Origin of the sequence: Leptospira congkakensis (assembly GCF_004770265.1) — a bacterium.
Lineage (GTDB): Bacteria > Spirochaetota > Leptospiria > Leptospirales > Leptospiraceae > Leptospira_A > Leptospira_A congkakensis.
Window position 1 is genome coordinate 687265 of record NZ_RQGQ01000017.1, and the last position, 25351, is coordinate 712615.

Annotated in this window: 25 protein-coding genes; 11 read left to right on the plus strand and 14 right to left on the minus strand. The window is 37.2% G+C overall.

Features of this window, described 5'->3' with window-relative positions; genetic code table 11:
- Positions 1 to 864 (plus strand): magnetosome magnetite crystal formation protein family, encoded by an 864-nt coding sequence (locus EHQ70_RS16770; RefSeq protein WP_135588322.1) that lies wholly within the window; start codon positions 1 to 3, stop codon positions 862 to 864.
- On the plus strand, positions 864 to 1676 hold the full coding sequence (locus EHQ70_RS16775) for an inositol monophosphatase family protein (RefSeq protein ID WP_135588324.1): 813 nt from the start codon (positions 864 to 866) through the stop codon (positions 1674 to 1676). The genes EHQ70_RS16770 and EHQ70_RS16775 overlap by 1 nt, the downstream gene beginning before the upstream one ends.
- On the opposite strand, the gene EHQ70_RS16780 is transcribed toward EHQ70_RS16775, so the two are convergent.
- From EHQ70_RS16780 to EHQ70_RS16795, 4 genes are read right to left on the minus strand one after another with little or no spacing between them, the layout of a single operon-like run.
- Positions 1657 to 2838 carry a glycosyltransferase gene (locus EHQ70_RS16780; protein ID WP_135588326.1) on the minus strand — a complete coding sequence of 394 codons (1182 nt, stop codon included), beginning with the start codon at positions 2836 to 2838 and terminating at the stop codon, positions 1657 to 1659. The genes EHQ70_RS16775 and EHQ70_RS16780 overlap by 20 nt on opposite strands.
- A 2-nt stretch (positions 2839 to 2840) precedes the next feature.
- Positions 2841 to 3890 (minus strand): glycosyltransferase family 4 protein, encoded by a 1050-nt coding sequence (locus EHQ70_RS16785; protein WP_135588328.1) that lies wholly within the window; start codon positions 3888 to 3890, stop codon positions 2841 to 2843.
- A complete protein-coding gene (locus EHQ70_RS16790) occupies positions 3887 to 4954 on the minus strand; it encodes a glycosyltransferase family 4 protein (protein ID WP_135588330.1) in 1068 nt (355 codons plus the stop codon). Before EHQ70_RS16790 ends, EHQ70_RS16785 begins: the two co-directional genes overlap by 4 nt.
- Positions 4951 to 5970, minus strand: coding sequence for an LIC_10202 family protein (locus tag EHQ70_RS16795; RefSeq protein WP_135588332.1), 1020 nt, complete (start codon positions 5968 to 5970; stop codon positions 4951 to 4953). Before EHQ70_RS16795 ends, EHQ70_RS16790 begins: the two co-directional genes overlap by 4 nt.
- 86 nt (positions 5971 to 6056) lie before the next feature.
- Here EHQ70_RS16795 and EHQ70_RS16800 point away from each other — a divergent pair, with 86 nt between their 5' ends.
- Entirely contained in the window at positions 6057 to 6977 is a 921-nt protein-coding gene (locus tag EHQ70_RS16800) for a GDP-mannose 4,6-dehydratase (RefSeq protein ID WP_135588334.1), read from the plus strand.
- Here the strand turns inward: EHQ70_RS16800 and EHQ70_RS16805 are convergent.
- Both EHQ70_RS16805 and EHQ70_RS16810 read right to left on the minus strand, forming a co-directional pair.
- Positions 6935 to 8131, minus strand: a complete 1197-nt coding sequence (locus tag EHQ70_RS16805; protein ID WP_135588336.1) for a M48 family metallopeptidase — start codon at positions 8129 to 8131, stop codon at positions 6935 to 6937. The two genes, EHQ70_RS16800 and EHQ70_RS16805, sit on opposite strands and share 43 nt — an antisense overlap.
- A 3-nt stretch (positions 8132 to 8134) precedes the next feature.
- Positions 8135 to 9091 carry a YjgN family protein gene (locus EHQ70_RS16810; protein ID WP_135588338.1) on the minus strand — a complete coding sequence of 319 codons (957 nt, stop codon included), beginning with the start codon at positions 9089 to 9091 and terminating at the stop codon, positions 8135 to 8137.
- 48 nt (positions 9092 to 9139) lie between these two features.
- Between EHQ70_RS16810 and EHQ70_RS16815 the strand changes: the two genes are divergently transcribed.
- Both EHQ70_RS16815 and EHQ70_RS16820 read left to right on the plus strand, forming a co-directional pair.
- Complete coding sequence (locus EHQ70_RS16815) at positions 9140 to 9547, plus strand: LIC_11321 family protein (protein ID WP_244288385.1); 408 nt, start codon at positions 9140 to 9142, stop codon at positions 9545 to 9547.
- Complete coding sequence (locus EHQ70_RS16820; protein ID WP_135588340.1) at positions 9523 to 10491, plus strand: patatin-like phospholipase family protein; 969 nt, start codon at positions 9523 to 9525, stop codon at positions 10489 to 10491. The genes EHQ70_RS16815 and EHQ70_RS16820 overlap by 25 nt, the downstream gene beginning before the upstream one ends.
- Here the strand turns inward: EHQ70_RS16820 and EHQ70_RS16825 are convergent.
- Together EHQ70_RS16825 and EHQ70_RS16830 are read right to left on the minus strand one after the other, a co-directional pair.
- On the minus strand, positions 10473 to 11666 hold the full coding sequence (locus EHQ70_RS16825) for a pyridoxal phosphate-dependent aminotransferase (RefSeq protein WP_135588342.1): 1194 nt from the start codon (positions 11664 to 11666) through the stop codon (positions 10473 to 10475). The two genes, EHQ70_RS16820 and EHQ70_RS16825, sit on opposite strands and share 19 nt — an antisense overlap.
- Position 11667: 1 nt before the next feature.
- Positions 11668 to 12447 (minus strand): SDR family NAD(P)-dependent oxidoreductase, encoded by a 780-nt coding sequence (locus tag EHQ70_RS16830; protein ID WP_135588344.1) that lies wholly within the window; start codon positions 12445 to 12447, stop codon positions 11668 to 11670.
- Between the two features lie 88 nt (positions 12448 to 12535).
- On the opposite strand from EHQ70_RS16830, the gene EHQ70_RS16835 reads away from it, so the two are divergent.
- A complete protein-coding gene (locus EHQ70_RS16835) occupies positions 12536 to 13759 on the plus strand; it encodes an MFS transporter (protein WP_135588346.1) in 1224 nt (407 codons plus the stop codon).
- 42 nt (positions 13760 to 13801) lie between these two features.
- Here the strand turns inward: EHQ70_RS16835 and EHQ70_RS16840 are convergent, their stop codons facing one another.
- Entirely contained in the window at positions 13802 to 14722 is a 921-nt protein-coding gene (locus EHQ70_RS16840) for a hypothetical protein (RefSeq protein ID WP_135588348.1), read from the minus strand.
- A 3-nt stretch (positions 14723 to 14725) separates the two neighbouring features.
- Positions 14726 to 15229, minus strand: coding sequence for a DUF3347 domain-containing protein (locus EHQ70_RS16845; RefSeq protein WP_135588350.1), 504 nt, complete (start codon positions 15227 to 15229; stop codon positions 14726 to 14728).
- A gap of 99 nt (positions 15230 to 15328) precedes the next feature.
- Here EHQ70_RS16845 and EHQ70_RS16850 point away from each other — a divergent pair, with 99 nt between their 5' ends.
- On the plus strand, positions 15329 to 15679 hold the full coding sequence (locus EHQ70_RS16850; RefSeq protein ID WP_135588352.1) for a VOC family protein: 351 nt from the start codon (positions 15329 to 15331) through the stop codon (positions 15677 to 15679).
- Positions 15680 to 15722: 43 nt separating this feature from the next.
- The gene (locus tag EHQ70_RS16855) at positions 15723 to 17210 is read left to right on the plus strand and encodes a hypothetical protein (protein ID WP_135588354.1); all 1488 of its coding nucleotides are present in this window, start codon (positions 15723 to 15725) and stop codon (positions 17208 to 17210) included.
- On the opposite strand, the gene EHQ70_RS16860 is transcribed toward EHQ70_RS16855, so the two are convergent.
- Entirely contained in the window at positions 17207 to 17899 is a 693-nt protein-coding gene (locus EHQ70_RS16860; RefSeq protein WP_135588356.1) for an LIC10067 family putative lipoprotein, read from the minus strand. The two genes, EHQ70_RS16855 and EHQ70_RS16860, sit on opposite strands and share 4 nt — an antisense overlap.
- 69 nt (positions 17900 to 17968) lie before the next feature.
- Between EHQ70_RS16860 and EHQ70_RS16865 the strand changes: the two genes are divergently transcribed.
- Together EHQ70_RS16865 and dcd are read left to right on the plus strand one after the other, a co-directional pair.
- Positions 17969 to 18742, plus strand: a complete 774-nt coding sequence (locus EHQ70_RS16865; protein WP_135588358.1) for an enoyl-CoA hydratase-related protein — start codon at positions 17969 to 17971, stop codon at positions 18740 to 18742.
- A gap of 3 nt (positions 18743 to 18745) precedes the next feature.
- Positions 18746 to 19270, plus strand: a complete 525-nt coding sequence (dcd, locus tag EHQ70_RS16870; RefSeq protein WP_135579734.1) for a dCTP deaminase — start codon at positions 18746 to 18748, stop codon at positions 19268 to 19270.
- A gap of 80 nt (positions 19271 to 19350) precedes the next feature.
- Here the strand turns inward: dcd and EHQ70_RS16875 are convergent, their stop codons facing one another.
- The 3 genes from EHQ70_RS16875 to mpl36 all read right to left on the minus strand — a co-directional run bounded on the left by EHQ70_RS16875 (position 19351) and on the right by mpl36 (position 24336).
- Complete coding sequence (locus EHQ70_RS16875) at positions 19351 to 19875, minus strand: DUF2147 domain-containing protein (protein ID WP_135588360.1); 525 nt, start codon at positions 19873 to 19875, stop codon at positions 19351 to 19353.
- A gap of 226 nt (positions 19876 to 20101) precedes the next feature.
- Positions 20102 to 23329: a SpoIIE family protein phosphatase gene (locus EHQ70_RS16880; RefSeq protein ID WP_135588362.1), complete on the minus strand. Its 3228-nt coding sequence runs from the start codon at positions 23327 to 23329 to the stop codon at positions 20102 to 20104.
- A 122-nt stretch (positions 23330 to 23451) separates the two neighbouring features.
- The gene (gene mpl36, locus EHQ70_RS16885; protein WP_135588364.1) at positions 23452 to 24336 is read right to left on the minus strand and encodes an RlpA family plasminogen-binding lipoprotein MPL36; all 885 of its coding nucleotides are present in this window, start codon (positions 24334 to 24336) and stop codon (positions 23452 to 23454) included.
- A gap of 109 nt (positions 24337 to 24445) precedes the next feature.
- On the opposite strand from mpl36, the gene EHQ70_RS16890 reads away from it, so the two are divergent.
- A complete protein-coding gene (locus tag EHQ70_RS16890; RefSeq protein WP_135588366.1) occupies positions 24446 to 25351 on the plus strand; it encodes a tetratricopeptide repeat protein in 906 nt (301 codons plus the stop codon).

The window sequence follows — 25351 nt, forward strand, 5'->3', positions numbered from 1 at the left end:
ATGACTGAAGTGCAATTAGAACAAAATCAAGAGGAGAAAAAATGGGCAAGACGTGCCCATCTTTCTACTATTTTAACGTATCCTATGGCATTATTGCCATTTCCATTTTTTATCTCTTCTCTTGGGGCAATGGTTTATCCCTTTGTCATGTGGCTTTCAAGAAATAAGTCTTCTTATTCCGCCAAACAATCGCTAGAGGCAATGTACTTGCAGGCTTTGTTATCGCTTGGATTCTTTGGGTTTGGAGCAAAGTTTGGAGAGGATCGAGTTTTACTTGTGTTTTCCTATGTGTTAATGGCATTCCTTCATGTAGTTTTTTTGGGAATTGCTATTTATCGAACTACAATTGGAAAAGCTCACCACTATCCATTTAGTTTTTTTCCACTTCTTTTTTCCTCTAACCAAACAAAAGAGAATTGGAATGAACTAAAGAAAAAATTTGAAGATAAAGTAGAATTCACCGAATATAAATCCCAAATGGAACGATTGGATGGATTTCGTCTATCTACTGAAAAAGAATCCAAATCTCTCTCGGATGGATCACTACAAGGTTTATGTAATGAATACTTACATTCTTTATCTGATCTACGCGTGAACCTTGCGGAAGACCCGCTATCTTATAGAAAGGCAAAACAGTTTTTAAATTATTTTCCAGAGACTGTTTCCAAAATTTTAGGCCAGTACAATAAATTGAGTGTTGGTTCCCCGGAATCAGAAAAAAGAAAAACGGAATTAAATTCCTTACTGAGTGAAGTGATCAAAACCACGGAACAAGTCAGAAATAAACTCAAAGCAGATGAAACCCTAAATTTAGATGTTGAGATCACCGCGATGAAGAAAAACATCGAATTTGGTGGGTATTGATGCAATCTGAGTTACTGGATAGATCTTATCATTTTCTAAATTTCCTTCCGACAGTTTCCGACTTCCTTGTGCAAAAACACAAAGAGTCCGGCCTCAAGGTAGATGAAAAAAGTTTATACAATCTTGTGACGGAAGCGGATTTAAAAGCAGAGTCTATGATTTTGGATGAGATCCAAAAAAACTATCCAGGAGATGGAATCCTATCGGAAGAACGAGGAAAAATTGACGGTAACTCAGGATACACTTGGGTTGTGGATCCTTTAGATGGAACTACCAATTATACCCATGGACTTCCGTTATACGGTGTTTCTGTTGGGGTTGTCGAAACAGATACGATGACCCCACTCATAGGGATGGTTTTTTTTCCAGAGTTAAACACTTATTATCATGCCATCAGAGGCCAAGGGGCTTTTCGAGAAAAAACTCCCATCCAAGTTTCTCGGACAAGTTCTTTGAAAGATTCGTTATTTGTTACAGGATTTCCTTATGATCGAAATTTATCTTTAGACACACTCATGCAATATTATAAATCCATATTGCAAAAATCTAGAGGCATTCGCAGAACAGGGGCAGCAACACTCGATCTATGTTGGTTAGCCGAAGGGAAGTTTGAAGGATATTATGAACTTGGCCTTAAACCTTGGGATATGGCAGCGGCTGGTCTTATTGTTTTAGAGGCTAAAGGAAGAATCACATCCATGGATGGTAATGATTTTTCAATTTTGATTCCGAGTTTACTCGCAACCAATGGTCTTGTGCATGAATATCTTTTAGCAGAATTTGAAGGGCAAATCAATCGAGTAGTTTACTAACCATTTGATTTAGTTTTTTTCGAATTACGTCTTTGGTAAAGTTTGCCAAAACATATTCCCTTCCATTTTTACCAAGCCTTTGGGATATTTCACGATTTTCTAATAAAAAATCCAAAGTTCGTTGGAAAGAGAGAGAATCTGAATAATATAACCCACCTTGGCTTCGTAAACAATGTCCTCGCATAACAGATGATTTTGCATTGACGAGTACAGTTTTTTCCTGAATCCAAGCTTCCATAATGGAAATCGAAAAACTTTCAAAAGCGGATGGATTGAGTAGAAGAAAAGATTTTTGAATTTCTGAAAGTTTTTCTTCTTCGCTGACAAAACCAGTAAAACAGATCAAAGGATCTGTTGGTACTTCCATAGAAGAAACTGACCCCAGAGATTTTATACTAACATCTGTTCTATGAGAATATAGTTTCCAATCTCTAAAATATTGAAAAAGTTCTGGATATCCTTTTGCAGGTTCAATTCGACCAACAGTGATCAATTGATTCGAGTTCGAGTTCGAGTTCGAAAGTTTGGGATCTAGGTTTGCAAAATGATCATTAATATAAGTACCAATTAAAAAGTAAGAACTAACTTTTTGTTTTGTGTACGTTTCATAAACAGAAACTTCTTCTGGCGCATTGAAACTATAAATATACCGGTTTGAATATGTTTTGCGATACATGGGGAGACGAAATGGTGGTTCGTCATGAAATGTTGGCACAATGACAAATGGAATTTTTAAATTAGGGATACTTGCAACAACTGGGTAATATAAATATCCGATAAGGATCGCTAAATCATAGGAGTTTTGTTCTTTGGAAATGTATTTAACTAATTCGGGACAATAAGGTCCTTGTTCTTTTAGAAATTCAAATTGTTCTTTGTCTGAAACGGAATCCCCTTTTTCCAAACATTGATTTAGAATGTGATTCATCTTAGTGATGTTTCTTGTTTGTGTTACTGGAAATCGTAGAATACGAATGGAGTTTTCTTTGGATTCTCCTTTAGGTAATTCGTTTTTCCAACTTACATAATCTTTAGCGGAAGATGTACAAACCGTCACATCATTTGATTCTGATAGAATAGAAGCATAGTCGTAGGCTAATTTTTCAGCTCCACCGGAAGCATGTTCTAAAAACCGTGCAGTGATGATTAGAATTTTTGCCACAACTAACCTCTCACGACTTCAAGAAGTGGTAAGATACTCGTTGATTGTAAATATTCATCCAGCCTAATATTTTGAGCTCCAATGATAGAATTTCTAAAGTCTTGTTTTTTAAAAACGGAATCAACCAAGGGAACTATGGAATCAAAGTTTTTAGATTCAAATAGGATTCCAGAATGATTTAGGGTTTCAGGTACGGCACCGGCTGCAAAGGCAACCACGGGCAAATGAAAATAAATGGCTTCCATAAGAGGAACACAAAAACCTTCATGTTCACTCATCGATAGAAACATATTACTTTCAGAGTAGATCTTTTTTAACATCGATTCATCAACATAAGAAATGATTTTTACTTCATTTGTAAGATCCAAGTGGTGGATCATAAAATTGAGTTCATCAAGGTAGGATTGTTGGTTGGGATTACAGAAACCCAACATTCGCATAGAAAATTGGTTTCCCATTTTTGATTTCCATGTTCTGGCAAAACGAATCAAATCATCTTGTCGTTTATTTGGCGCAATGCGACCAACAAATAGGAAAGAAGGATGATCAAATGATTTAGATTTGAAATCTCTTGGCACATCCTTCCATTTTTGGAAATTCAAATGTAGGGGAAGTAACCTAGCATGTTTAAATCCTATTTCTTGAAGTTCATTCAAATTAAAATTAGAAACAGCAAAGGAATGATGGAATGTATCACGAATGGTTTCTAAGTCTTCACGACCCTTACGTAACAAATAAGAAAACTTAAGATCGTATCCGGAGAAAAAATCCTCAGGTGTTACGTTATGATAGATAAGAATTTTTCGATTGGGAAATTTTAAAACAAAATCTAAAACATCACTATGAATAGAGTGGTGGTAAACCAATACGTCGTTTGGTTTGATTTTTGCTTTAGTAAGTTTTTCTGCATATTTTCTATCGTAAGAAAAAACGTTTTCTGTAAAAATTTTTCCGTTATAACCCTCTTTGGCGAGTAAACGTTTTATCTCTAACATTTCTTGAGAGATGGCATCGCCTAATTGGAATCCTGCAGAAAATTGATGTATGTTCATTGGATACCAGTATTCAAAATTCCAGAAACCACTTCCGAGAAAGGAAATTGATTGTATGATTCCAATACTTGGGATTGGTGAGAAATCAAGGAAGTCCGTTTTTCTTTATCAGATAAAATCTCTTTCATTTGTTTTATAATTTTTGGAAATTCCTTTGAATCGAACAGTATACCTGCTCCTTTCATTGTACCAGGAATCGCTCCTTTTGCATAAGCAAATACGGGAATCTTCGATCCGAATGCTTCCAAAATTGGCAAACAAAAACCTTCATGTTCACTCATCGAAACAAAGGCTCCCGATTCTTTTAAAATCGATAAAACTTCTGCATCGGATTTGCCTGTTAAAAACTGAACCTTACCTTCCAAATCAAACCTTCGCACAAGATTTGTTAGTTTATCAAAATATCCATCAAAAGCACCAATTACAGATCCAATACAGATACATTTGGCATCAGGGAATTCTTTTATCCAATAGGAGAATAATTCAATGAAATCTTCCCATTTTTTTTGTGGAGAATATCTCCCTACAAAGACCAAAGATGAGTTTCGTAACTCTGATTCTAATTTTGTATTAGTTACATAAGATTTACAAATAGGGATCACATAAGGATTTTTGAATTGGTATTCTGAAATGGTTTGAAAATTAAATTCTGAATCACACCAAATGGAATCACAAAAGACTGATAAACTGGCAATTTCCAAATAAGACAAAGATTCGAATTTTTCCATCGCTGAAAAAATATCAGGAGTTGTTGTGTCTTTATAATAAGAGGCAGGGGTAATGTTATGAAATCTTAAAATTTTGCGGCCAGGTAAATTTTGGAACAAGTGGTAGGGGTAACCGGCTCCACCATAATGTAAAATGTGAATGTCCTCTGCTGAGGTGGGATGTTGAAAGGAATTTACCAAATGGAACTGGCTTTCCAAGGGTTTTCCTTTTCTTTCAATCCTGGTAACAAAATGAGATTTGTAACCTAATGAAATAAAAACTTCAGAAAGACCTATTGCATCATTTCCAACACCATCAGAATCTTTTAGTTCATCTAAATGTTGGAAAACATTCATGTAGCGAGTTTTGTGTATCTGTAAACTTTCGTATCTTCCGTTGCAGAAAGATCTCGAACTTGTTTGAAACCAAGTGTTTCCAAATAGTTTGGTAATAGTTCCAAATTAATTTCAGAAACTTGTAGATCGCGGAACGGACGATTGGCGTTTGTCGGTTTTGTGGAAACGGAAAAATACAAATGTTTTCCATTTTGTATGGAATTTGAAATTTCAGCAAAAATTCTTTCTATCCAAAAAGAAGGAAACCGGTTGAGAGGAAGGTAAACTAAGACATCGGCTGATGGATTTAGAATTTGTTTTAATGGAAAAAGTCTTTTTTCCAACCGAACGGTTGTTGTGATTTTGTTTTGAATGAATCTGAATTCATCTTCATGTGAAGTGATACATTGAAATGGAATTTGACTTATGGATAGTTGTTTGAGAATATCTCCCCACTCAGGAAATAATACCGTTACTGCATTAGATTTAGAAAAATCTTCTAATGCAAATTTCCAACTAGGGTTTGATCCAGCATCTGTAAAATAAGAATTTACCGCCCAACCAAAGTTAGGCAGTTCATTGGAAGATCCATGTAACAAATGGTCTCTATAAAATCCATCAAATCGATTTTCTATTTGTTCGATTCTTTTCCCCAAACGAACAAGTTCATGCAAAACTGAGAAAAATGCTCGAATTCTATTTTCCGAAAGTTTTTTGTCGATTAATCCATAAACAGAAATTAGGCGATTGACGATGAATTTAACTGGTCCACGAATGAACCAAAATTTTGGGTTTGAGAATTTGGGACTAGAAATCCCTTTTTCAAACAGATGAGCAGTTCCTGCCGGGTCAAATTTTCGAAATCCTTGGGGGGATTCTGGTTTATAGCTGATTTTTGTGAGTTCTAACCAATTGGGAGTCTGAGATGGATCCAAGGGGATCTTGGATTCAATTTTTTGTATCAATTCCGATACATTTAACTGTGGGTCTCGAACTTCGACAAAGGGGGAGGGATTGAATTTCTTTTTGTCTTCCACAGTTTTCTTTCTTTTGTTGAGAGGATTTGAAAAATTGGAAGAATGGCAACTAAATCTTAGGGCCGAATCGGAAATTTCCCTTTTCTATGAAAAAAAAACAAATTTTAGTCACTGGAGCCAGCGGATTTGTCGGAAGTTATCTACTTCCTGCTCTGGAATCCCAAGGTGAATCCCAAATCCATTGTTTTCAAGGTGACATTCGTGACCGGAAGGCCGTCACAAGAAATTTAGAAGCAGTGCAACCTGATGTCCTCATCCATTTGGCAGCCCAAGCATTTGTTCCGATAGCCATTGAAAATCCTTGGGAAACTGAAGAAATCAATGTTGGAGGAACACTTAACTTTCTAGAAACTTTACACCGTCTACAAAGGCCTTGTAAAATGTTGTACGTTTCTTCAGCAGATGTCTATGGAAAACAGGATCCTTCTCTTCTTCCTTTAAAAGAATCATTTTTGCCCAATCCAGTAAATCCTTATGCTGGTAGTAAATTGGCAGCCGAATCTTATTGCAGGCAGTACGCACAGTATAGTCAGTATGTATCGGTAGTGATTGCAAGACCTTTCAATCATATTGGAATCGGACAACGTAAGGAGTTTGTCATTCCTAACTTTTGTTCTCAAATCATCGAGGTTAAATATTCGGGAAAGTCAACTATTGCTGTTGGTGATTTAGAACCTACTAGAGATTTTTCCCATGTTGAAGATATTGTGAGTGGGTATTTGACCTTAGTGGAAAAGGGGCAATCAGGCGAAATTTATAATATCTGTTCTGGTGAAGAACGAAGTATCCGTTATATGTTAGAAGAATTAGTTAAATTTTCTGGTAAGGACATTCGATTTGAAGTGGATGCCGGTCGAGTTAGAGCGTCTGAAACATCCAAAGTTTATGGTGACAATTCCAAACTAAAAAATCTAGGTTGGAAAAACAAACATAGCTTAAGCGAAACTTTACAACAAATTTACAATCACTTAGAATCTGATTTTTTAAAATCCAAACAAACAGACTGAACTTCTTTCCAAGTTTTATCTGAAACAATTTTTTTGATGGATCCTTTTTTGCCAGTTCGAATGAGAGATTCTAAAGTTTTCATTCTTTCATCGGTAGCAGGGTGAGTACTTAAAAAATCGGTAATTGATTTTGTTATCACTTGATCGTCCTTGGCTTTTGGATCAGGTGATTTTCCTTCAGGTTTCAATATTTCTTTCTCTAATTCTTGCATTCTTTTAAAAAATGTAAGGAGTCCTGATGATGAGATATTTTGGTTTTTTAAATATTCTATAGAAGTGATGTCAGCTTCTGTTTCAAAATCTCTAGAAAACTTTAATACCAGAATTGTAGAACCAATCTCCGTAAACGTTTCTAAAAATTCCATGTTTCCGAGTCCAGGACCAACCACCAAACTGATCGCAAGCGAAGTCCCTCCTGCTTTCACAAGATTTCTCATATGGTGTCTTTTTTCCACGTGTGCAATTTCGTGTGCTAAAACCCCAATCACTTCTTCTTGTGATTGGGCATCATTGAGAAGTCCGGAAAAAAAATAAATTTTGCCGTTAGAGAGAGCAAAGGCATTCGGAATGGTAGAAGCAATGACAGAAACGGAAAATTCGTGAGGACTACCTTTGGGTACGATTCTTTTAAGAGCTTCTGCAAAGAATCTGTCTGTGGCTTTGGTATTACAAGCTTCAAACTGAGCATCCATTTTGAGTTGGACAGATTCGCCTAACGTTTTGTCGGCGGATAAGGGAATGAAGTTCGTTACAAGCTCTAGCCCTTTAAAATAGAAAAAACCAATAATAGCAACAATGAGAATGGATAGAGTCCCAAGGACAAGGGGATTCATTTCTCTGATGGAGTAAAAAAATGCATGGGTTTTGCTTTGTGATTTTTTTGTTTGGATCCAAATGGATTCTATTTTTTTTGCTTCTTCTTTGGAGCAAAAAATTTCCAAAACAGGACTTTCTTTTACTTCGTCCGGCAGTAAAACAAGCTTACAGCCATTATGCGTTAAATTAAATTCTGTAAATTGGGAAATTACAAGTTTGTGAGCGGTTTCTCTAGAAGAAAACTCAAGAGATTGACCATGGATCAGAATAGTCCCCTCTTCGGGGACCGCTGATACTCCGTTAAAATATCGGGATGTAAATGTTTGATTTTGAAACAATGTTTATGATAGGAAGGCTTCTAAAGTATCTGCAAGTGCTTCCAATCCTTCTGCCGTAGCGTTTGCAGTTGAATCTGTTTGTGCTGAGATGGAAGAAAAATCAACTTCTGCCTCCAAACTAACCGACTCAAAAAAAAGTTTGGTCAATCGGACTACAGCCCAAGCAAATCCAATTCCTAAAGTAAATATGATAATTAAATAGGCGATGATAAAATTTCCAAAAATTTTTCCACCTGTGATATCTGATCTAAACTTTTTCCCTTGGAAACTAGTTCGGTTCCAAATGTAATTTTGAACATCTGCTAAAAACCAAGAATAGTAAATTCCAAGAGTCACAATGCTTAAAAAGAATCCTTTTAAGTAGAGGAAAAAAATCTCCTTACCTTCTGCTGAAAATCCAAAGTTTGTATTCCCGTATCTTGTTTTACTTTGTATGTAAGCTTCTTTTTCAGCAAAAAACCATGGATAGTAGATTCCCAGTGTAATGATAGTTAGGAGAATCCCTTTGCCGTAAAGTTTTGCTACTTCTAAAATTTTTCCATCAAATCCGAAACGAAGGTTGCGGTATCCAGTACGCGAAGTGAGGTATTTTCTGCCACCTACCAAGATGATAGGAACAAGAGCCAAAATTACTGCTAAAGATAGAAGAGACCCTACGATTGATGCAAAGTATGGGATCGGAATGAATGTCAGGATGGTCTGAATGATGTAGATCCCTATATAAAGAACTATGAATATTCCTAATGCTTTGAGAAATCCAATGAACCTCTCTTTTCCTGTTCCGTGGAAGGAAAAACGTTCTCCTGCCCATTCTAAGTTCTCTGCCATAAATTTTTGGACATTGGTTCTGGCCCAAAAGCTATAAATCCCTAATGTTACTACGGTTAGAAACATATTCTTCAGTAGAAGAATGAAGAGTTGCCCTCCCGTTGCGTGGTATTGTAGTCTCGTATTGTTCATTGATGTCCCCGAATGATGATTAGTGGAGAGATTATATAGATTTAACAAATGGGTAAAGAAAAATATTTCCTATCCATTAGAAATACAGATTGCACGATTGATCCTACGTCATCAATTTTAGAGGAATCACTGAACTTGTCCATCACTCAGTCTGTCTATTTATATAGAATGCGAACTACCTTCCTAATCTTCTTGTTTTTTCTGATCTTTGTATCAGATGGGTTTGCTGATTCACGACAAGAATTACCTCCTACATTGGGGGATTTGAAAGGGCAGGACAAATCGGTGCGGCAACCTCCCGATAGAAAGGACAAAAAAGGATGTTGTAAAATCAAATATCCTGCTGGTGGATATGATTTCTTTCTTGCGACAGAAGACGATTGTCGTGCTAGTTTATACTTTGACAGATTTTTAGGAGAGAACAACACTCTATGCTTTCGATGGGAAGGGGAATAGAATTTGTCGATTTTATGGGCGTTAGAGAACAAGTTTTACAAACATTAGTTAAAATATTTCCTTCTTATGATGTTTCGCTTGCGATTGCTGGTGGTGGTTGTAAGGCCTTTTATGCATTAGGTGTTGGGAAAACCCTTCGGGAATGGGGAGTGCGTTTTACAGAACTTTCTGGTGTTTCTGCCGGCGCTGCTATGGCACTTTGTATCCTTTCCCAAACAGAAGAAGAATCCGTAGAATACTTTGAAGAAATCACAAAACGGAATTCGCGTAACTTCCATTTTTCGAACTTTCTTCGGGGAGAGTCTACTTTCCCTCATGAAGATATGTACCGTCGTACCATTCGTTTTGGAATGAAGTTTGATAAGGTTTTGGAATCAGGTGCCAAAATCTGGATCCATTCGGTAAAGGCTCATCCTAAGGAAGACTCGTTAAAGAATAAGTTCCGTTTGGCGAGACTCATTTCTGAAACCGGACGAGCTTTTATTTTGGATGATCGGGACCGGTCAGAAGGAATTCCTGCCAATCGAACCGCCGAAATGATTAAAAAATGGAATATGGAAGATGTTGATTTTACAGAAAAAGATTTTGTGAACTCAGAAACCATCGAACAATTCATTATGAACTCTTCTTCCATTCCGCCTATCGTTGACTTTCAGTCGGTGGGGAATGAATATTATTTGGATGGGGGACTAACCAATAATATGTTTATTGAAGCTTTTTCCTCGAAGGCAAAAATTATTGGAATTCATTATGAACACAATACCATTGTGGGCAAAGATCCAGAACTTTTAGCCAAGTCGTATTTGATCACTCCTTCAAAACCGTTACCAATCACCTCTTTTGATTATACAAATCCCAAAGGGGTTAGAGAAACTTATGAATTGGGTAAAGCCGATGCTTTGGCACAAAAAACTGCCATTATAGATTATTTGAGAAAGGATTGAAGAGCCGAAAGTCCACTTCGCAAAACTTCTTCATCGGAAATCAAACTAATCACAAGAATACACCTGTTATGCGAAAATCCATACCATGACCCAGGGTGGACAAAAACCTTGGTTTGGGTCAAAATTTCTAAAACCATTTCTTCGTCCTTTTTTTCCAAATCCAATTCGAATAAAAAATACCAACCGGCTTCCACTGCCGGTTTGTTTAGGATTTTAGGATTCTCTTCGGAAAATAAAATACACTGCGCCAAGTTTCGCATAATTCTTGTTCGTATTCGATTTTGAACCATGGTTTTCCAAGGGATGAGTTCTAACGTTGCTAATTGTACTGGTGCGTTGACGGAAAGGTATGTATCGGCAATGAAACTTAAATTTTTTTGAATTTCTGATCTATATAGTTCTGGGCTTTGGATGAGAATCCATCCAAGTTTGAGTCCAGGAAGGGCCAACATTTTGGAAAACCCATTACAAATCAAAAGAGGGAAACTAGGGGAAACTGGAATTTGGTGTGGTTCACCAGAGAACTCATAACCTACAAAAACTTCATCTAGTAGGATGGGAATTTTGATTCCGAGTGCCTCCCATTCTTTCCAAAACTGGGCGGTGGTTCTAGAACCTGTTGGGTTTGCGGGACTGACTAGAACAATGAGTTTTGTTTTTGTGCTGATACAATTGGCTATGGTTTCAGCAGAATATATCCATTTTCCCGTTTCTTTTTCTTCCTGCAGTGGATAATGCACTTCTTTTAGATTTTCGAGTCCAATGAGAAAACTAAATAACGGATAACCAGGATTTGGTGTTAATACTTCATCGCCGGGGTTTGTAAATAGTTTGAAAATATAGGAATAAGCTTCTGAAGTACTCGCCGTCAAAACCAAATGGGACAAGTCGGTTTGGATGCCTCGATTTTTGTAATCAGAAATAATTGCCTGTCTAGCGGATTCCAACCCTTCGGCTTGGGGTTCATATTGGCTAAGATCCAAATTTGAAAATATATGAGATAAGGCAGAAGGTGGAAATTCCAACCCTAGTTTTGTAGGATTGGAACCAGTAAGATCAAAAATCTCAAGTCCTGTTTTTTCCAAATTTTGTTTGGTTTGGTAAATTTTGTTTTCTGAATTCAAATCACCTAACAACTGAAATCGATTGGAAAATAAAAGATCTGAATTGGTCAAATTAAGCTGCTTGGTGTAAAAATTTTGCAATTTTACGAACGAGAAACTTAGGTGAGAATCGAACCGATTGTGCGACGAGAAAATTCATAAAACCTGGAATTTTGACCACTTTTTTACTAAATAAAGCATCGAGTCCAATATCCACCACTTCTCTAGATTGCATAATGAGAAAGGAAGATTTTACTAAATTGATTTTAGTCATATTGGCTCTTTCAAAAAATTCAGTTTGAGTTGGTCCTGGACAAAAACATGTTACTGTTACACCGTAATCTCTCACTTCTTCTGCAAGCCCTTCACTAAGAGAAAGAACATATGCTTTTGATGCATAGTAATTTGACATCAGTGGACCTGGTTGGTAGGCAGCAGTGGAGGCAACATTTAGGATGTATCCGTCTTTTTCAGCAACCATATCTTGCAAAAACAAATGGCAAAGTTCTGCGAGAGTTGTGACATTCAATTGGATTAGTTGGGATTCTTTTTCAAAAGAATTTTTATGGAATTCTCCGTTGAGACCAAAACCAGCATTGTTCACCAAACAGTGAATCGATAACTTTAGTTTTTTGACTGCTTTGTATAAAACTTCACTTGAGTTTGGTTTTGCTAAATCTTGAGCAATGACGACACTTTGTAGTCCGTGTTTGTTTTTGATCTCTGCGGCCAAAGCCTTCAATCGATCTGCGCTCCTTGCAACTAAAACAGGAGTGTATCCCTTTTCAGCCAATGCAAAAGCAAAATCCTTTCCGAGTCCAGTGGAAGCACCTGTAATTAACGCGTATTTCATAGAGGGAAATTTATTACGGAATGTAAAAGTTGGCAATTCGAAACTAAATAGTTTTGGAAATTTTGAATGCCTGGTCAATATTAGTTTTATGAGCCAACCTCTCACCCATCCGCTTCATACCATCCAAAAAGAAAGAGCCATCATCTTCATCCTTGCTGCCCTCCAATTTTTACACATTTTGGATTTTGTCATCATGATGCCCCTGGGCCCGGTATTTATGGAGAGCTTCAAAATCAATTCCGCCGCTTTTGGATTACTTGTTTCTTCTTATTCCATTAGTGCTGGATTGTTTGGACTCATTGGTGCATTGTTTTTGGATTCATATGATCGCAAATTAAGCCTTCTCGTCTTATTTTTTGGATTTTCCTTTGGAACCTTACTTTGTGCATTTGCTCCCAATTATGGATTTTTACTTTTTGCTAGGGTTGTTGCCGGTGGATTCGGCGGAATGATCGGCGCCACTGTCCTTTCCATCATCGGAGACATCATTCCTGTTTTTAGAAGAGGAACTGCTACTGGTGTTGTGATGAGTTCGTTTTCAGTGGCTTCCGTCATTGGAATCCCAATTGGTTTGTCTTTGGCTAATAAGTTTGGATGGCATTTCCCATTCCTTTCTTTGGCAATTGCAGGTTTTTTAATTTTACCAATTGGTTATAAAGTATTACCTTCGATTCGTTACCATTTGGATTCAGATGTTCATCCGAAACAATCTCAACTTAAATCTTTACAACAAGTGATTACCAAAAAAGATCATTTTGCCCCCTTTATTTTTATGGTGTTTTTGATGTTTGGTGGATTTACCATCATTCCTTTTCTTAGTCCATTTCTAGTGTCTAACGTTGGTTTAGCGATTGATGAACTTCCTTATATTTACTTTTTTGGTGGATTGTTTACTTTTTTTACAAGTCGATTCATTGGAAAATTATCAGATCGTTATGGAAAATTGAAAGTTTACCAAATCATTTCGATTGTGGCAGTGATTCCCATTGTGATTGTTGTTACTTTGACAAAAACTTCATTACCTGTTGTGCTTACTGTCACAACATTATTTATGATTTTGGTTTCAGGGCGAATGGTTCCTGCATTTGCAATGATCACTTCTGCTGTGGAACCAAGAATTCGTGGTAGTTTTATGTCTGTCAATTCTGCCATCCAGCAGATTTCTTCGGGTGCTGCTTCGTACATTGCGGGATTGATATTGGTACAATCTGCTGATAACCAACTCATCAATTACGAACTCGTAGGAATGATTTCTGTATTTAGTTTGTTGTTTAGTGTTTACTTAGCGAAAAAAGTTAAAATTGCAGGATAAATATGAAATTCTGTAGAATAAACTGACGAACGTTAGCTTATTCTACAATTCTAATTTACCGGTGTCAAGAAAATCGATGATCATTAGTTTTTGAGATATAGTGATCATCTTTTTTTCGAGAAGTTGGTTTAAAATTTCTGCAGCGGTTCCAATTTCCATACCATTCAGTTCCGAAAAAATGTATTGGAAGTTTTTATCGATTCGATTTTCACCAATATAGTTAATCAATTTTTCACTTGTTTCTAAAATCAATTGTTGTCTATGGATGAGCCCTTCCATTGTGGAAAGGATAATTGAAACTTCTGGATCTTCTGCAAAGAGTTGCATCATATGATCATAGATTTTTGGTGATTGGAGCGGTAGTTCGTAAATGGAATCCCCAAGTGCGGTATATAAAGATTTTTCTTCTTCGAAATCTAGGCCGGTGTATTTATTCAGATTGGAAACAATTTCTGACGGTAAAATTACAATGAACTGACAGCCATATTCTGGTTCTTTTAAGTAACGAACAAAATATTGAATCAAATCACAAATACGTAAATAACTAACAAAAGTCCAGTATTTGAAACTTCGAATATCAAACATATGTTTGATAGATTTTTCTCTTTTGATTGATTCTCGAATGTTCATATAGTTTTCGAAATCACATTTAAAAAGATAACTGAGAGTATGATTTGAAAACGATTCGATGATTTCCCTTACGAGTGTTGGTTCACCAATATAAAGAAAATAAGAAATTAATTCTAAATTGTCTTTGGAAGTCCAAATAAACTTTTCTAAAGTTTTTGCAGGGATCTGCGAAAATGCAGAAATACCAATTTTGAATGTAACCTTATCTTGTAAAAATGCTTCGAGTTTTTCCTTGGCAATACAATCTTCGTCAACGTCTTGTTTTGCGAATGATAGCCTGCAACTAGGGGGACAGGCTTCATATAAGGATGTACCGAGAAAACATTTTGGCATAGACTACTGTAATAATTCTCCACAATCTCTCATTTCAGGAGCGTATGGATTTTTTACTTCTTTTCCTGTCATTAACCAAGATTTATCAACCATTGGACAGTAAAATCGATTGTACTTAGATTGGTTGGGAACTTCTGTTTTGATTTGAATCAATATTTCTTGAATTTTAGAAATTTTTTCATAGTTAGATTCTAGATCTGCACCCGCAACAGGGAGGAGGGGACGTAAAGTCTCAGACCAGGCCTTCAATTTCGGATGTCCGCTGGTTACGAAAGCATCAATTGCTTCTGAAAAAGTTTTCCAATTGGGTTTTGGATCGTCTTTTAGATACTCTTCCAGAAGAATTTGGTTCTCCGCCAGGAGTTTTGCCGCTAGGTTTTCATGGGCAGTTTCAAATGGAACGACCTCTTCCTTACAAGAAAGGGCAAAAATGGCTAAAACGATGAGTGAAATCCGAAATACATTCATATTTTGATTCTTTTTACCCAAGTGGGAATTGGAATTCAAATTTTAGTTTCGAGTTTGTTGGAGGACGTTGCTTTTTTCTCGACAAAGCCGGTTTTTCAAGCATGATGACAGAAAAGTTCACGAAGGTGTAATTCCATTATGATTATTGTAGAAGGCATTGGCCACGTCAGTATCCCCGTCTCCCAACTCGACACCTCTATTGATTTTTACCGGGACATTTTTGACTTCGAAGTGGAGACAAAGAAGGCTACTGAGGCAATTCTTTCTCTGGATTCCTTTCGTATCCGATTGGTAAAAGCAGAAGTTTCCGACAGATCTCTTCCTCTCCTTAGTTTTGTGATGGATGTGGATGATTTCACAGAAGCTATCAGCGAACTTGAGGAAAAGAACGTAAAGATCATCAAAGGACCAGAAGGAACAGATTCTGGAGAGTGTTTAACCTTTGCAGATCCTAGCCAAAATTTAATCGAGATTTTCTATTCCAATTAAATCCTGTTGATTTTTTAAAAATCATACTTACTATCCTCTTGGTATGTCTGTAGAGAACCAAGGGGATGGGAACGAATTAGAACAACTTACCGATTTTAAAAAAGGGTATGTTTATTTCCTCACCAGCTTCCAGAATTTGGTGGGAAGTTTCCTCCAATTTCTTAGCACCGGCCTCACTGAAGCCAACAAACGCGAAATCCTTCCATTTCGAAAGAACCTCGATCAAGAATTAGATAAAGCACAAAAAAAAATCAAAGAGATCATCTTTAATTTAGATGAAAAACATATATATGCCCAAGTGCGGAAGGAATACTCTCGCTACTTTTCACGTAACTTAGATGAGGTGAATCGGGATGATTTTATCCAATTTCATTTAATCTTTGAAATGCTTCGTTACTTCTATATCGAAAGTAAAGAAGCTTGGGTTTATTTACGTGAAGCAGTTTTAAATACAAAGTTTAGCGATCCAGATTTCCAAACTAATGCTTTATTAAACTACAGAATTTTACCCGCTTTGGAAAGATTAAACCAATTAGAAATTTTTCTCAAACGGATGTGTTTTATCTTACAAATTGACAATCCAAATTATCTAACTGAGTATAAACCCACCAAACCAAAGTTCCGTGATCGTATTATTTATCGTTTGTCTTCCGTTTTTGATGAATCTTTATATAATAAACCGACTTCTGTAGAACCAGAAGATTCGGGAATTGTATACAAAGCAGATGAAGTAATCCAAAAAAATGCTGAAGATCCGAATCAAAAAAAAGAATGGGCCAATCAAAAAGCCAAACTGAAAGAAGAAAGTGCGGCAAATTACATCCAAGCCTATGGTAAGTATACTTGGAACTCAGACCAACATTATTTCTTTAGATATGAATTGGATAAATTCTTAGCTGAAAAAAGTTTGTTTAAGTCTGCAATTAGTTTGGATTTACATCTTGGTGCTGATGAACAAGTGCTTCGTGCGGAACTCATTCGATCCATGACAAGTACGGAAAAGAAAAATAAATCAGCGGAAGATTTTGAATTGGAATACCAAAATTTCCTAAAACAATTCTTTCAGTTTTGTGAGAACATTATCCTCATGAACATGTCAATTCCTAACCAAGTAAAATATGTATTTTTATTTCACTTAGGACCCTCCCATTTTTATATGATTGCTAAAAAGTTCTTAATGGAAGTGAATACTGGGTATATCCATGCACGCGGAACAGATGGTAAAAAGGTAATTCGTGTGATACCTGGGGAATATGTAAAAAAACACGTCATCGACTACTGGAACGAAGTTATTTTGCCAAATGTAGGTGAAGAAAAAAACAATCTGGCTTTATTAAAAAAATTAACGGAAATGATTGAAGAGAAATATAAAGAAATCTCTAAATTAACCATTCAAAAGTATGATGAATTGGATGAGGAAATTAAAAATTCAAAACCAAGAGATCTAATCTTTCGAGAACATATGAATGAGTGGATGGGTGCTGCAAATATAATTATATTCAAAAGATTTGTAAAAAATAAATCTTATTAAAGAGCTAAACTGCAGGTCGCAGCATTTGCTGTTAGATAAAACTGTGTCGCAACTCCTACCGGAAACGGAATGGCAGGATCATTTTGTAATACATAATCAGTGGCTTTACAAGACCGATCAAAAACTCTCACGGTCACCGTACTTTGGCAACCAATCGTCAGAGTACGAGAAGATAATAATGTATCTGTATGGAAAGCTTTCGTTTCTTGGCCGTCAAATTCAACAGACAAACTTTGTCCTTGTTTTAATTCAATCTCTGGGCCATATTGTTTGTTTGTTACCGCATAACAGTCAATAAAGTATTCCATTCCGGCACAATTGACTCCTGTTTTTGAATTCGGCAAACAAGAACCACCTGATTTGGAAACGGTGATAAATCCAGAATAAGCGCCATCGGGAACCTTTGTATAGAGTTCGGTTCCAGTATTTAAGGTGACCGCTGCAAGAATATCATTGAACCGAACCACAGGTTCGATACCAAAGTTTTCCCCTTTGATCACAACTTCTGTGGCAGAATATAATGCATTGGAATTGTTTTGTGCAGGTGTTCCGATTTGTGGGGTCACTGACGAAACCACTGGTGGTGACGTGAGGAGCGCTGCTAGAGGATCCTCAGAGGAAGAAGATATGCAGGAAAAACTGCTTCCAAGTACTAGTGAGAATCCGATTGTGTATAAAATCCTTCTCATGACGGCTACTTCCATTATCGGAAATTCAAATCTGTTTTCATTTCTATTTTTTTGCCCAGAGGAAATTCTATGAACACTGTCACTCTTCAAACTCACCATACTTATGTAGCATTAATCGAACTAAACCGTCCTGAGGCAAAGAATGCGATCTCCATCCAGCTTCTTTCCGAACTAAGAGAAAAAATCCAGGAAGTAAAAAGGAGTTCGGCACGGGCACTTGTGCTGATTGGAAAAGGAGATTCTTTCTCTTCTGGTGCTGATTTAAAAGAAAGAAAGTCAATGTCTGATTTGCAGGTAAAACACTTCCTAAAAGACATCAATTTATGTTTTTCTGAACTGGCAAATCTTCCCATTCCCACAATTGCGGCCATCAATGGATTTGCTTTTGGTGGAGGTTTGGAAATGGCATTATCATGTGATATTCGTTATGCGAGTGATTCGGCACAAATGGGACTCACGGAAACCAAACTCGGAATCATTCCGGGAGCCGGGGGAACACAAAGACTTTCTCGAATTGTAGGGGAGTCAAAAGCCATGGAATGGATATTTTCTGGAAAAAAACTTACCGGAAAAGAAGCTATGGCTGGTGGTTTGGTTTCACAATGCTTTGAACTAGATCGTTTAAGGGAATCTTCTCTTGCCTTAGCACGAGAGATATCGGAATCTGCACCTATCGCTGTTTCTGCTGCCAAAAAAGCAGTTCGTCGTGGAATGGAATTACCGATGGAATCCGCTCTTGAATGGGAAAGATTGTGTTATTTTGAAACAATAGGCACTAAAGACCGAATAGAAGCCTTGCAAGCGTTTGCTGAAAAAAGAAAACCTAATTTTAAGGGAGAATGATCCGTGATTTTAACCGGAAAAGAAATTTTAAAAAGACTAGGAAATGATATCAAAATCGAACCTTACGATGCGAATTTATTAAACCCAAATTCGTATAACTTACGTTTGCACGAAGACCTTTTGGTGTATTCAGAATTTCCTTTGGATATGAAAAAACCAAATCCTGTACAGAATCTAAAGATTCCAGAAGAAGGTTTATTATTAGAACCGGGTAAACTCTATTTAGGAAGAACGATTGAATTTACCGAAACGCATAACTTAGTGCCAATGTTAGAAGGTCGATCTTCCATTGGACGACTTGGAATGTTTGTTCATATCACTGCTGGGTTTGGGGATGTAGGATTCAAAGGATTTTGGACATTAGAAATCCAAGTAACACATCCACTTCGTGTGTATTCTGGCGTTCAGATTTGCCAAATTTTTTACCATACGGTAGAAGGGGAAATCAGCGAATACAAATCAGGAAAGTACCAAGCAAACCAAGGCATCCAACCTTCTTTGTTGTACAAAGACTTTGAAAAGAAATAAATTCTAAGAATTTTTTGAAGAAGTAAAAAGATAAATTGAGAACCTGCTTCCGACTTGGAAGCAGGTTTGTTTAAGAATGATTATTTTTTAGCTTTGAAAGTACAGTCCCATTTCGGGTCATCAAGATTCAAACCACCAAGTTTCACCCAGTTGTTAGTTTTTCCGATAAAGGTAATGGAACAAAGAGTACCTTTTAAATCCAAACGGTTTCCACCTTCAAGAGAAGTGAATTTTCCACAGTAGGTTTTTCCATCACGTGGGTTGTAGATTGTTCCATTTTTATAAACACCTTCTCCAACATAATCAAATCCATTGATAAACACCATACCAAGGTTTGGTCGGTTCCGTAACTTTGGATCTTCGTTGTTATGGTCTAGATAAGGAGTTCCTGGAACACCTTTGTCTTTTTCTTTTTCCTGGTAAGCATTGTCTTTGATACAAACTGTTTTTCCGCAGTATTTATTACCACATTTGAAAATCTCGATGACTGAGTCTTTTTCAGGTGGAAGGTATTTTCCCACTGCAACGTCAGCCTCTTGGGCAAGTAGAGAACTTCCTGTGAAGAGGATGGCCGTCCATACACTTAAAACAAGTTTTTGATTCATATAGATCCTTATTCTATAAAATTGGGTTCGCTCATTTTGACAGAAATTTTTTCTCTGGCAAGCTGGTTTTTTGAAATTCTCAGCAACAATTCAGGAAAATACCAAATTGAAACAAAATGGTAAAAGATATAAAAGTATTATGTTTCTTATTCGATCGAAAGATCCTGTTAGAGTATTTCTAACAGGAAGGTAGCAGGAATGTAGAAGTTCTGTGGACTAACCTCAATTAATTGAGGCTAGTCGCTTTTTCTAACAACTTGGAAAGTTTGAGAACGTTTTTGTTTGTTGGATCGATGGATTGTGCTCGAGTTACATAAGTAACAGCGCGGTCCACATTTCCAAGTAGTCGACTAACATCCGCAAGGTTTATTAAGTTTTGAAAATTTTCAGAGTCATACTTCAGAGCTTCTTGAGCAGCTTTCAGTGCACTTTCGTAATTCCCAAGTTTTTTCTCTGACATTGCTAAGTAATACCAGTATTCTCCTGAACCTTCGTTTTCTTTTAGGAACTCGGTCAGAACTTTTGCGGCAATATCGTATTCTTTCCCTTTGTAACTGACAAGTCCAAGAAACTTGTTGAGTTTTTGGTTGGATGGATCTCCGAGGAAGGCTTTTTTCATCACAGTGATGGCCCTTTCAATTTCACCATTTTGGTAAAGAATCTTTCCTTCTTCAAAGGCACCAGTTGCGGTGAGGGCTTCGTCCCAATCATCACCTGGAGTATCAAAGAAATCATCAACGGGTTGTTGTGAAAGATCGTCTTTTTCTGGACTATGTGAAATAGGAGATTTTTCACTTTTAAAGATAACACTTAACATTGAGATATCATCTGTGATATCGCCAGTTTTTTTAACGAGTTTCTCAATTTCGTAAATATCACCGTCAGCCTCTTCAACAAATCGAAGAACCATCGTTTCATCTTCATTGATGGTTCTTACATCTTCATCTGGAGTTAAATCGATATCATCACGTCCATCGGAACCAAGAATCAATTGGTCACCAGGAAGGAGTTGGAAGGTTTGCACTTCAAACGGATATTCAGAATCCAATCCTAGTTTACGTAGTTTCAATTCTTCTTCAATGAAACTAGCTTTTCCATCTCGGTAAAGAATACTATAAGGGTGTTCGGCGTTGAAATACCAAGTTTTTCCTGATTCATCTTCAATCAACATTACAGTTGCTGAGATCACCATTGTACCACTAAACGATTTGAATACAGCATTCACTTCTTCGTAAACATCTGTGAGCCATTCTTCTGGAGTTCGATTGAGAATTCGTTTGTTACCAGCAGAGCGAGCCACAATTGAATTCATAACCACACCCATAACAAGGGATCCACCAGCACCTTGCATCGATTTTCCCATGGCATCGCCGTTCATCACCATGGTGTAACGACGGAAATCATCAGGTTTTCCTAGTTTTAGATTTCCTGTGATACAAATATCACCACCAAGATCGCCGGTTTTGTTACGGAATTCGAAGGTTTTCTTTTGGTGAACAAAGAAATCACAACGGATGTTATCTGATTTATTGGCATTAAAAAATAGAGGTTTTGCAAGTAGAGATGTAAGGAAGTAGTCACCATCTTGTTGCACTTTCAAACGATGGATCTCATCCATCTTTTCTTGAAGTTCTTTGGTTCTTTCTTTAACTTTTTCTTCCAAATTTTCTGCGTAGTCTTGGAGTTCTCTTCTCGCATCGCGAATGGAAGATACCATCCCGTTAAACGATTCTGCTAAATAACCGATTTCATCATTTACTTTGATGGGAACTTCTACTTCTAAATTTCCTTGGTTTACTTTTTCAACCCCCGCAAGCAATGCATAGAGTGGATTGACTAGTGCTGACCTGAAGAATAAAGGAAAAATGATAAGCAAAACAAACATCACGATAGCAAGAATGATAAGTTCTAACTTTGCAGACTTGTGCATATAAGCGCGGTAGTCGCGGTAATTAAAACCAACTTCTCTGTTGATTTTTTTCTTCGCATCATAAGTCATGTAAGCAATGTAATGCGAAACTCCATCTAAATCTTTTCTATAGTGTCTTGTTAGGTCTGGTTTGAAATAACGGAAGAACTTCAACATTTCAACCCGAAGATCCCTTCCCGAAATTTCCTTTCCGTCCCATTTACAATCATTCACATGTTTGAGAATGGCATCACGGAAAGTATCTACGTTTTTGACTTTTTCAACGTATTTGACACCTTCTTCACAAAACTGTTCCGGTAAAATGTCCCCAAGTTTGTTTGTATTAATGAAGGTTCTACGGTTGAGTTTTTCGATGAGTTTGGAAACTTCTGATTTTAGTTCCGCACCTTCTGAATCTGGATTTTCATCCAAAAACTGAATGATCGCGTTTTTATAACCTTCAAAATAATAAGGTGTTTTTGCTAAACTAGATCTAAGTGAATTTCTATATTCCGCTTCACTAATGGTAACCACTTCGTCGTACAAAGCTGTGTTATAAAGATCTGCCTGGACTAGAGGTAAATCCACATTTACGGAGGAAGGTAAATACGCTTTTTTGAGATTCTGACTCGAAAGATCATATTCGATGACAAATAATATATCCTTCGACCTTTCTCCACCTTCGGCAACACGAAGAGCCTTTTGGATGGCAGTACTGTCATACGAAGTTTCTTTTTCTTGGTCCACTAAGTAACTGAAAGCTTGCATGATGAGTAGAATTGTTACAAAGGAAATTCCTACAATTTTCACCATAAAGGTAGTTCGTTCACTACTATTGTTGATAAAGGTAATTGTAATAATGAAAAAGGTTAAAGTGAAAAGTAATACAAGTGCTGTGAGGTAAGTGGAACGTTCCATCGCTCCATCACGACTCATCACGTTAGTAATGTTTGGTACAACAGCTGCGATGAGTGCTGCAATCAACATAATAAAAAGAGTTCCTCGTTTATCTTTCTTTAAATGGAGAATTCGATAACCCGGTAAAACGAGGAAGTTGATGAATGAATATGCTGCGATGAATAAACTTAAGATTCGACTGGCACCTTCGGAGTTAAAATCCCAGTGGTGCGCTGTGAAGTGGTATTTTCTTTCACCTTGCGATACAGTAACAAGAAACCAAAGAACAACTACAATGGCGATTGCATGAAGGATCGCAAGCATGATGGATGCTGCTTTTTTATCTTCGTTGTCAGGAAATCGAAAGAAGAACTGACCAAAGTGGGTGATCCCAAAGATAATAAATCCTCCGGTGATCCAACGATGGTAGGATGCAATGGGATGGTAATAAAACGCACCGAGTAGATATCCAAATTGGAAAAGGCACAAAAACAAACAGGCAAGAGCCATATGTTTAGTGGCGACAGTTTTGTCTTTTAGTGTGAAAAAGAATGTAGTCAAGACCGCAAGGAGGACAGTGACAATTAAACTACCGAATGTATAATAATTTGTTAGTATGTGGTCAACGGATAATATGCTTTCACTCATAGGGTCTTCTAGTTGCTAATTTAATACAGAATCGTAACAGGCGCAAGTAACGAAATCAATTCATTTTCCAACCTTTCCGAGCAATTCGGTGGAACCACCAAATGCCCGGAAAAAGAGGAATTCTAACGATTTGCAATAAAACAATCAATCCCATCGTACTTCAATTTTGATTTGAGAGATTCTGCTTTTGTGCGGTCTGCAAAATCCCCAACTTGAACTACGAACTTTCCATCTCTAGGAGTCACGAACACAGCTTGGTTGTATTCGGATTTCATGTTTTCTTGGTATTTGATTGCTCTTTCTTTTTCCTGAAACACTCCCACTTGCACTGTAAAACCTTTCCCAGCTGCGATTGGTTTTACGGCACCAGGTTTTACTGGTGTGAGTTTTTCTGGTTTGGCTGGAGCATCATCCAAAAGGTCAGCGTCATCCAAATCATCTGCCAGATCGTCTTCCCCTTTTTTGAGAACTTTGATTCCGACTTTTGTAATCCCTTTGTCCTTAAACTCTAAAAGCTCAGCGGTTTTTTCAGATACATCAACAATCCTTTCATCCACAAAAGGTCCACGATCATTGATACGGACAACGGCTTCTTTATTGTTTTCTAAGTTTTGGATTTTGATCACACTTCCAATAGGGAGCGTTCTATGAGCACCAGTCATTTTCATTCGATCAAAAGGTTCTCCACTCGCAGTAGGGCGACCTTGAAACTTTTGTCCATACCAAGATGACAATCCAACTTCATCAAACTGATCCGCTGGTTTTTTTGTTGGAAGCGCCGCTGCCGTAACAGGTGCTGCTGTTTTGGAATTGGAATCTAAATCATCAATAATAGAGCGGGCAACAGGGTCTTCCGACTTACCGTTACTCGCTGGTTTTGACTTCTGAGAGCGTTCAAAAAATATATCTTCCGGATCGCCGGAAGCGCTATAATCTCTTCGGGTAGCATCTGCCGAACTGCAGGACGCTAGCCACAATATCATGGATATAAGTATGAGTCTTTGCATAACTTTCCCCTTTCCTCTGGACTCTTGTGTGTACCTTTCGGAAGGTTTTTCCATTCTCCTGATAAATTTTCTTTGGGGAGATTCATTTCTGAAACGATAATGGGTCTGTATGGCACAAGAAATCCAATCTCTATTCAATGAGGCTGTCCGTTTGGAGCGAAACGGAGAGTGGGATCGTGCCGAGGCCCAATACAAGGTTTTACTAGAAAAAGATCCTAGTTATCATTTGGCCTTACAAAACTTAGGGGTGATTTACGCCAAACAAGGAAAACATGCAGAAGCCATTCCGATGTTTTCTAAAGCTTACAAACTCCATACAAATGTTAAAAATTGTTATAATTTAGCTGTTTCCCTTTACAAACATGAAGAAACAGAAAAAGCGATTAGTTTTCTAAAACAAACACTCACTTTTGAAAAGAAGTTTATTTCTGCACATCTACTGCTCGCGCAAGCCTATCAGAAGTTAGGCAATGATGAAAAAACCGAAGTATATCTCACCAATGTCATTAAAATCGAACCAGACCACAAATCAGCTTTAGGAGGGCTTGCGATGTTTTATTATGAAAGGAATCGTTTTCCAGAAAGTTTAAAAATGATTGAACGTTATTTGATTCTTTATCCTGGAAATGCACAATTAAAAATCATCCAATCCGAAATCCTTTCTAAACAAGGAAATTATAAAGCATCTGCCACTTTACTTGCTACCATGGTAAAAGAAGATGTAGGATTTACAAATTTTAATGATAGTTTGTCTGCTGCTTGGAAAGAAGAAGATGGAGTGGCTCACGAAAGTTTGGCTCGAATCCAAACCAAAGCAAAAAAGAAATTAAAAGAATTTCAAACCAAATTAGAACTTTCGAAAGAGAACCCAGAAGAGTTTTCTCCTCCCGATGCACAGGAAGCTTTGGATTTAAGTTTGTTGTATCTTTTCAACGGCAATCCAGAAAAAGCGATGCAATATTTGGTATTTGCGCAAAAGATGAAGGAAACCACAGATCCCGACAGGTCATCCTAG

Excerpts from the sequence above, each read along its gene's own strand:
- EHQ70_RS16770 (WP_135588322.1), top strand. The coding sequence starts at position 1 with ATGACTGAAGTGCAATTAGAACAAAATCAAGAGGAGAAAAAATGGGCA.
- EHQ70_RS16810 (WP_135588338.1), bottom strand. The coding sequence starts at position 9,091 with ATGAACAATACGAGACTACAATACCACGCAACGGGAGGGCAACTCTTC.
- EHQ70_RS16815 (WP_244288385.1), top strand. The coding sequence starts at position 9,140 with ATGGGTAAAGAAAAATATTTCCTATCCATTAGAAATACAGATTGCACG.
- EHQ70_RS16785 (WP_135588328.1), bottom strand. The coding sequence starts at position 3,890 with ATGAACATACATCAATTTTCTGCAGGATTCCAATTAGGCGATGCCATC.
- EHQ70_RS16860 (WP_135588356.1), bottom strand. The coding sequence starts at position 17,899 with ATGAGAAGGATTTTATACACAATCGGATTCTCACTAGTACTTGGAAGC.
- EHQ70_RS16835 (WP_135588346.1), top strand. The coding sequence starts at position 12,536 with ATGAGCCAACCTCTCACCCATCCGCTTCATACCATCCAAAAAGAAAGA.
- EHQ70_RS16855 (WP_135588354.1), top strand. The coding sequence starts at position 15,723 with ATGTCTGTAGAGAACCAAGGGGATGGGAACGAATTAGAACAACTTACC.
- EHQ70_RS16850 (WP_135588352.1), top strand. The coding sequence starts at position 15,329 with ATGATTATTGTAGAAGGCATTGGCCACGTCAGTATCCCCGTCTCCCAA.
- EHQ70_RS16880 (WP_135588362.1), bottom strand. The coding sequence starts at position 23,329 with ATGAGTGAAAGCATATTATCCGTTGACCACATACTAACAAATTATTAT.
- EHQ70_RS16820 (WP_135588340.1), top strand. The coding sequence starts at position 9,523 with ATGCTTTCGATGGGAAGGGGAATAGAATTTGTCGATTTTATGGGCGTT.
- EHQ70_RS16830 (WP_135588344.1), bottom strand. The coding sequence starts at position 12,447 with ATGAAATACGCGTTAATTACAGGTGCTTCCACTGGACTCGGAAAGGAT.
- EHQ70_RS16775 (WP_135588324.1), top strand. The coding sequence starts at position 864 with ATGCAATCTGAGTTACTGGATAGATCTTATCATTTTCTAAATTTCCTT.
- EHQ70_RS16790 (WP_135588330.1), bottom strand. The coding sequence starts at position 4,954 with ATGAATGTTTTCCAACATTTAGATGAACTAAAAGATTCTGATGGTGTT.
- EHQ70_RS16865 (WP_135588358.1), top strand. The coding sequence starts at position 17,969 with ATGAACACTGTCACTCTTCAAACTCACCATACTTATGTAGCATTAATC.
- EHQ70_RS16840 (WP_135588348.1), bottom strand. The coding sequence starts at position 14,722 with ATGCCAAAATGTTTTCTCGGTACATCCTTATATGAAGCCTGTCCCCCT.
- EHQ70_RS16890 (WP_135588366.1), top strand. The coding sequence starts at position 24,446 with ATGGCACAAGAAATCCAATCTCTATTCAATGAGGCTGTCCGTTTGGAG.
- EHQ70_RS16875 (WP_135588360.1), bottom strand. The coding sequence starts at position 19,875 with ATGAATCAAAAACTTGTTTTAAGTGTATGGACGGCCATCCTCTTCACA.
- mpl36 (WP_135588364.1), bottom strand. The coding sequence starts at position 24,336 with ATGCAAAGACTCATACTTATATCCATGATATTGTGGCTAGCGTCCTGC.
- EHQ70_RS16800 (WP_135588334.1), top strand. The coding sequence starts at position 6,057 with ATGAAAAAAAAACAAATTTTAGTCACTGGAGCCAGCGGATTTGTCGGA.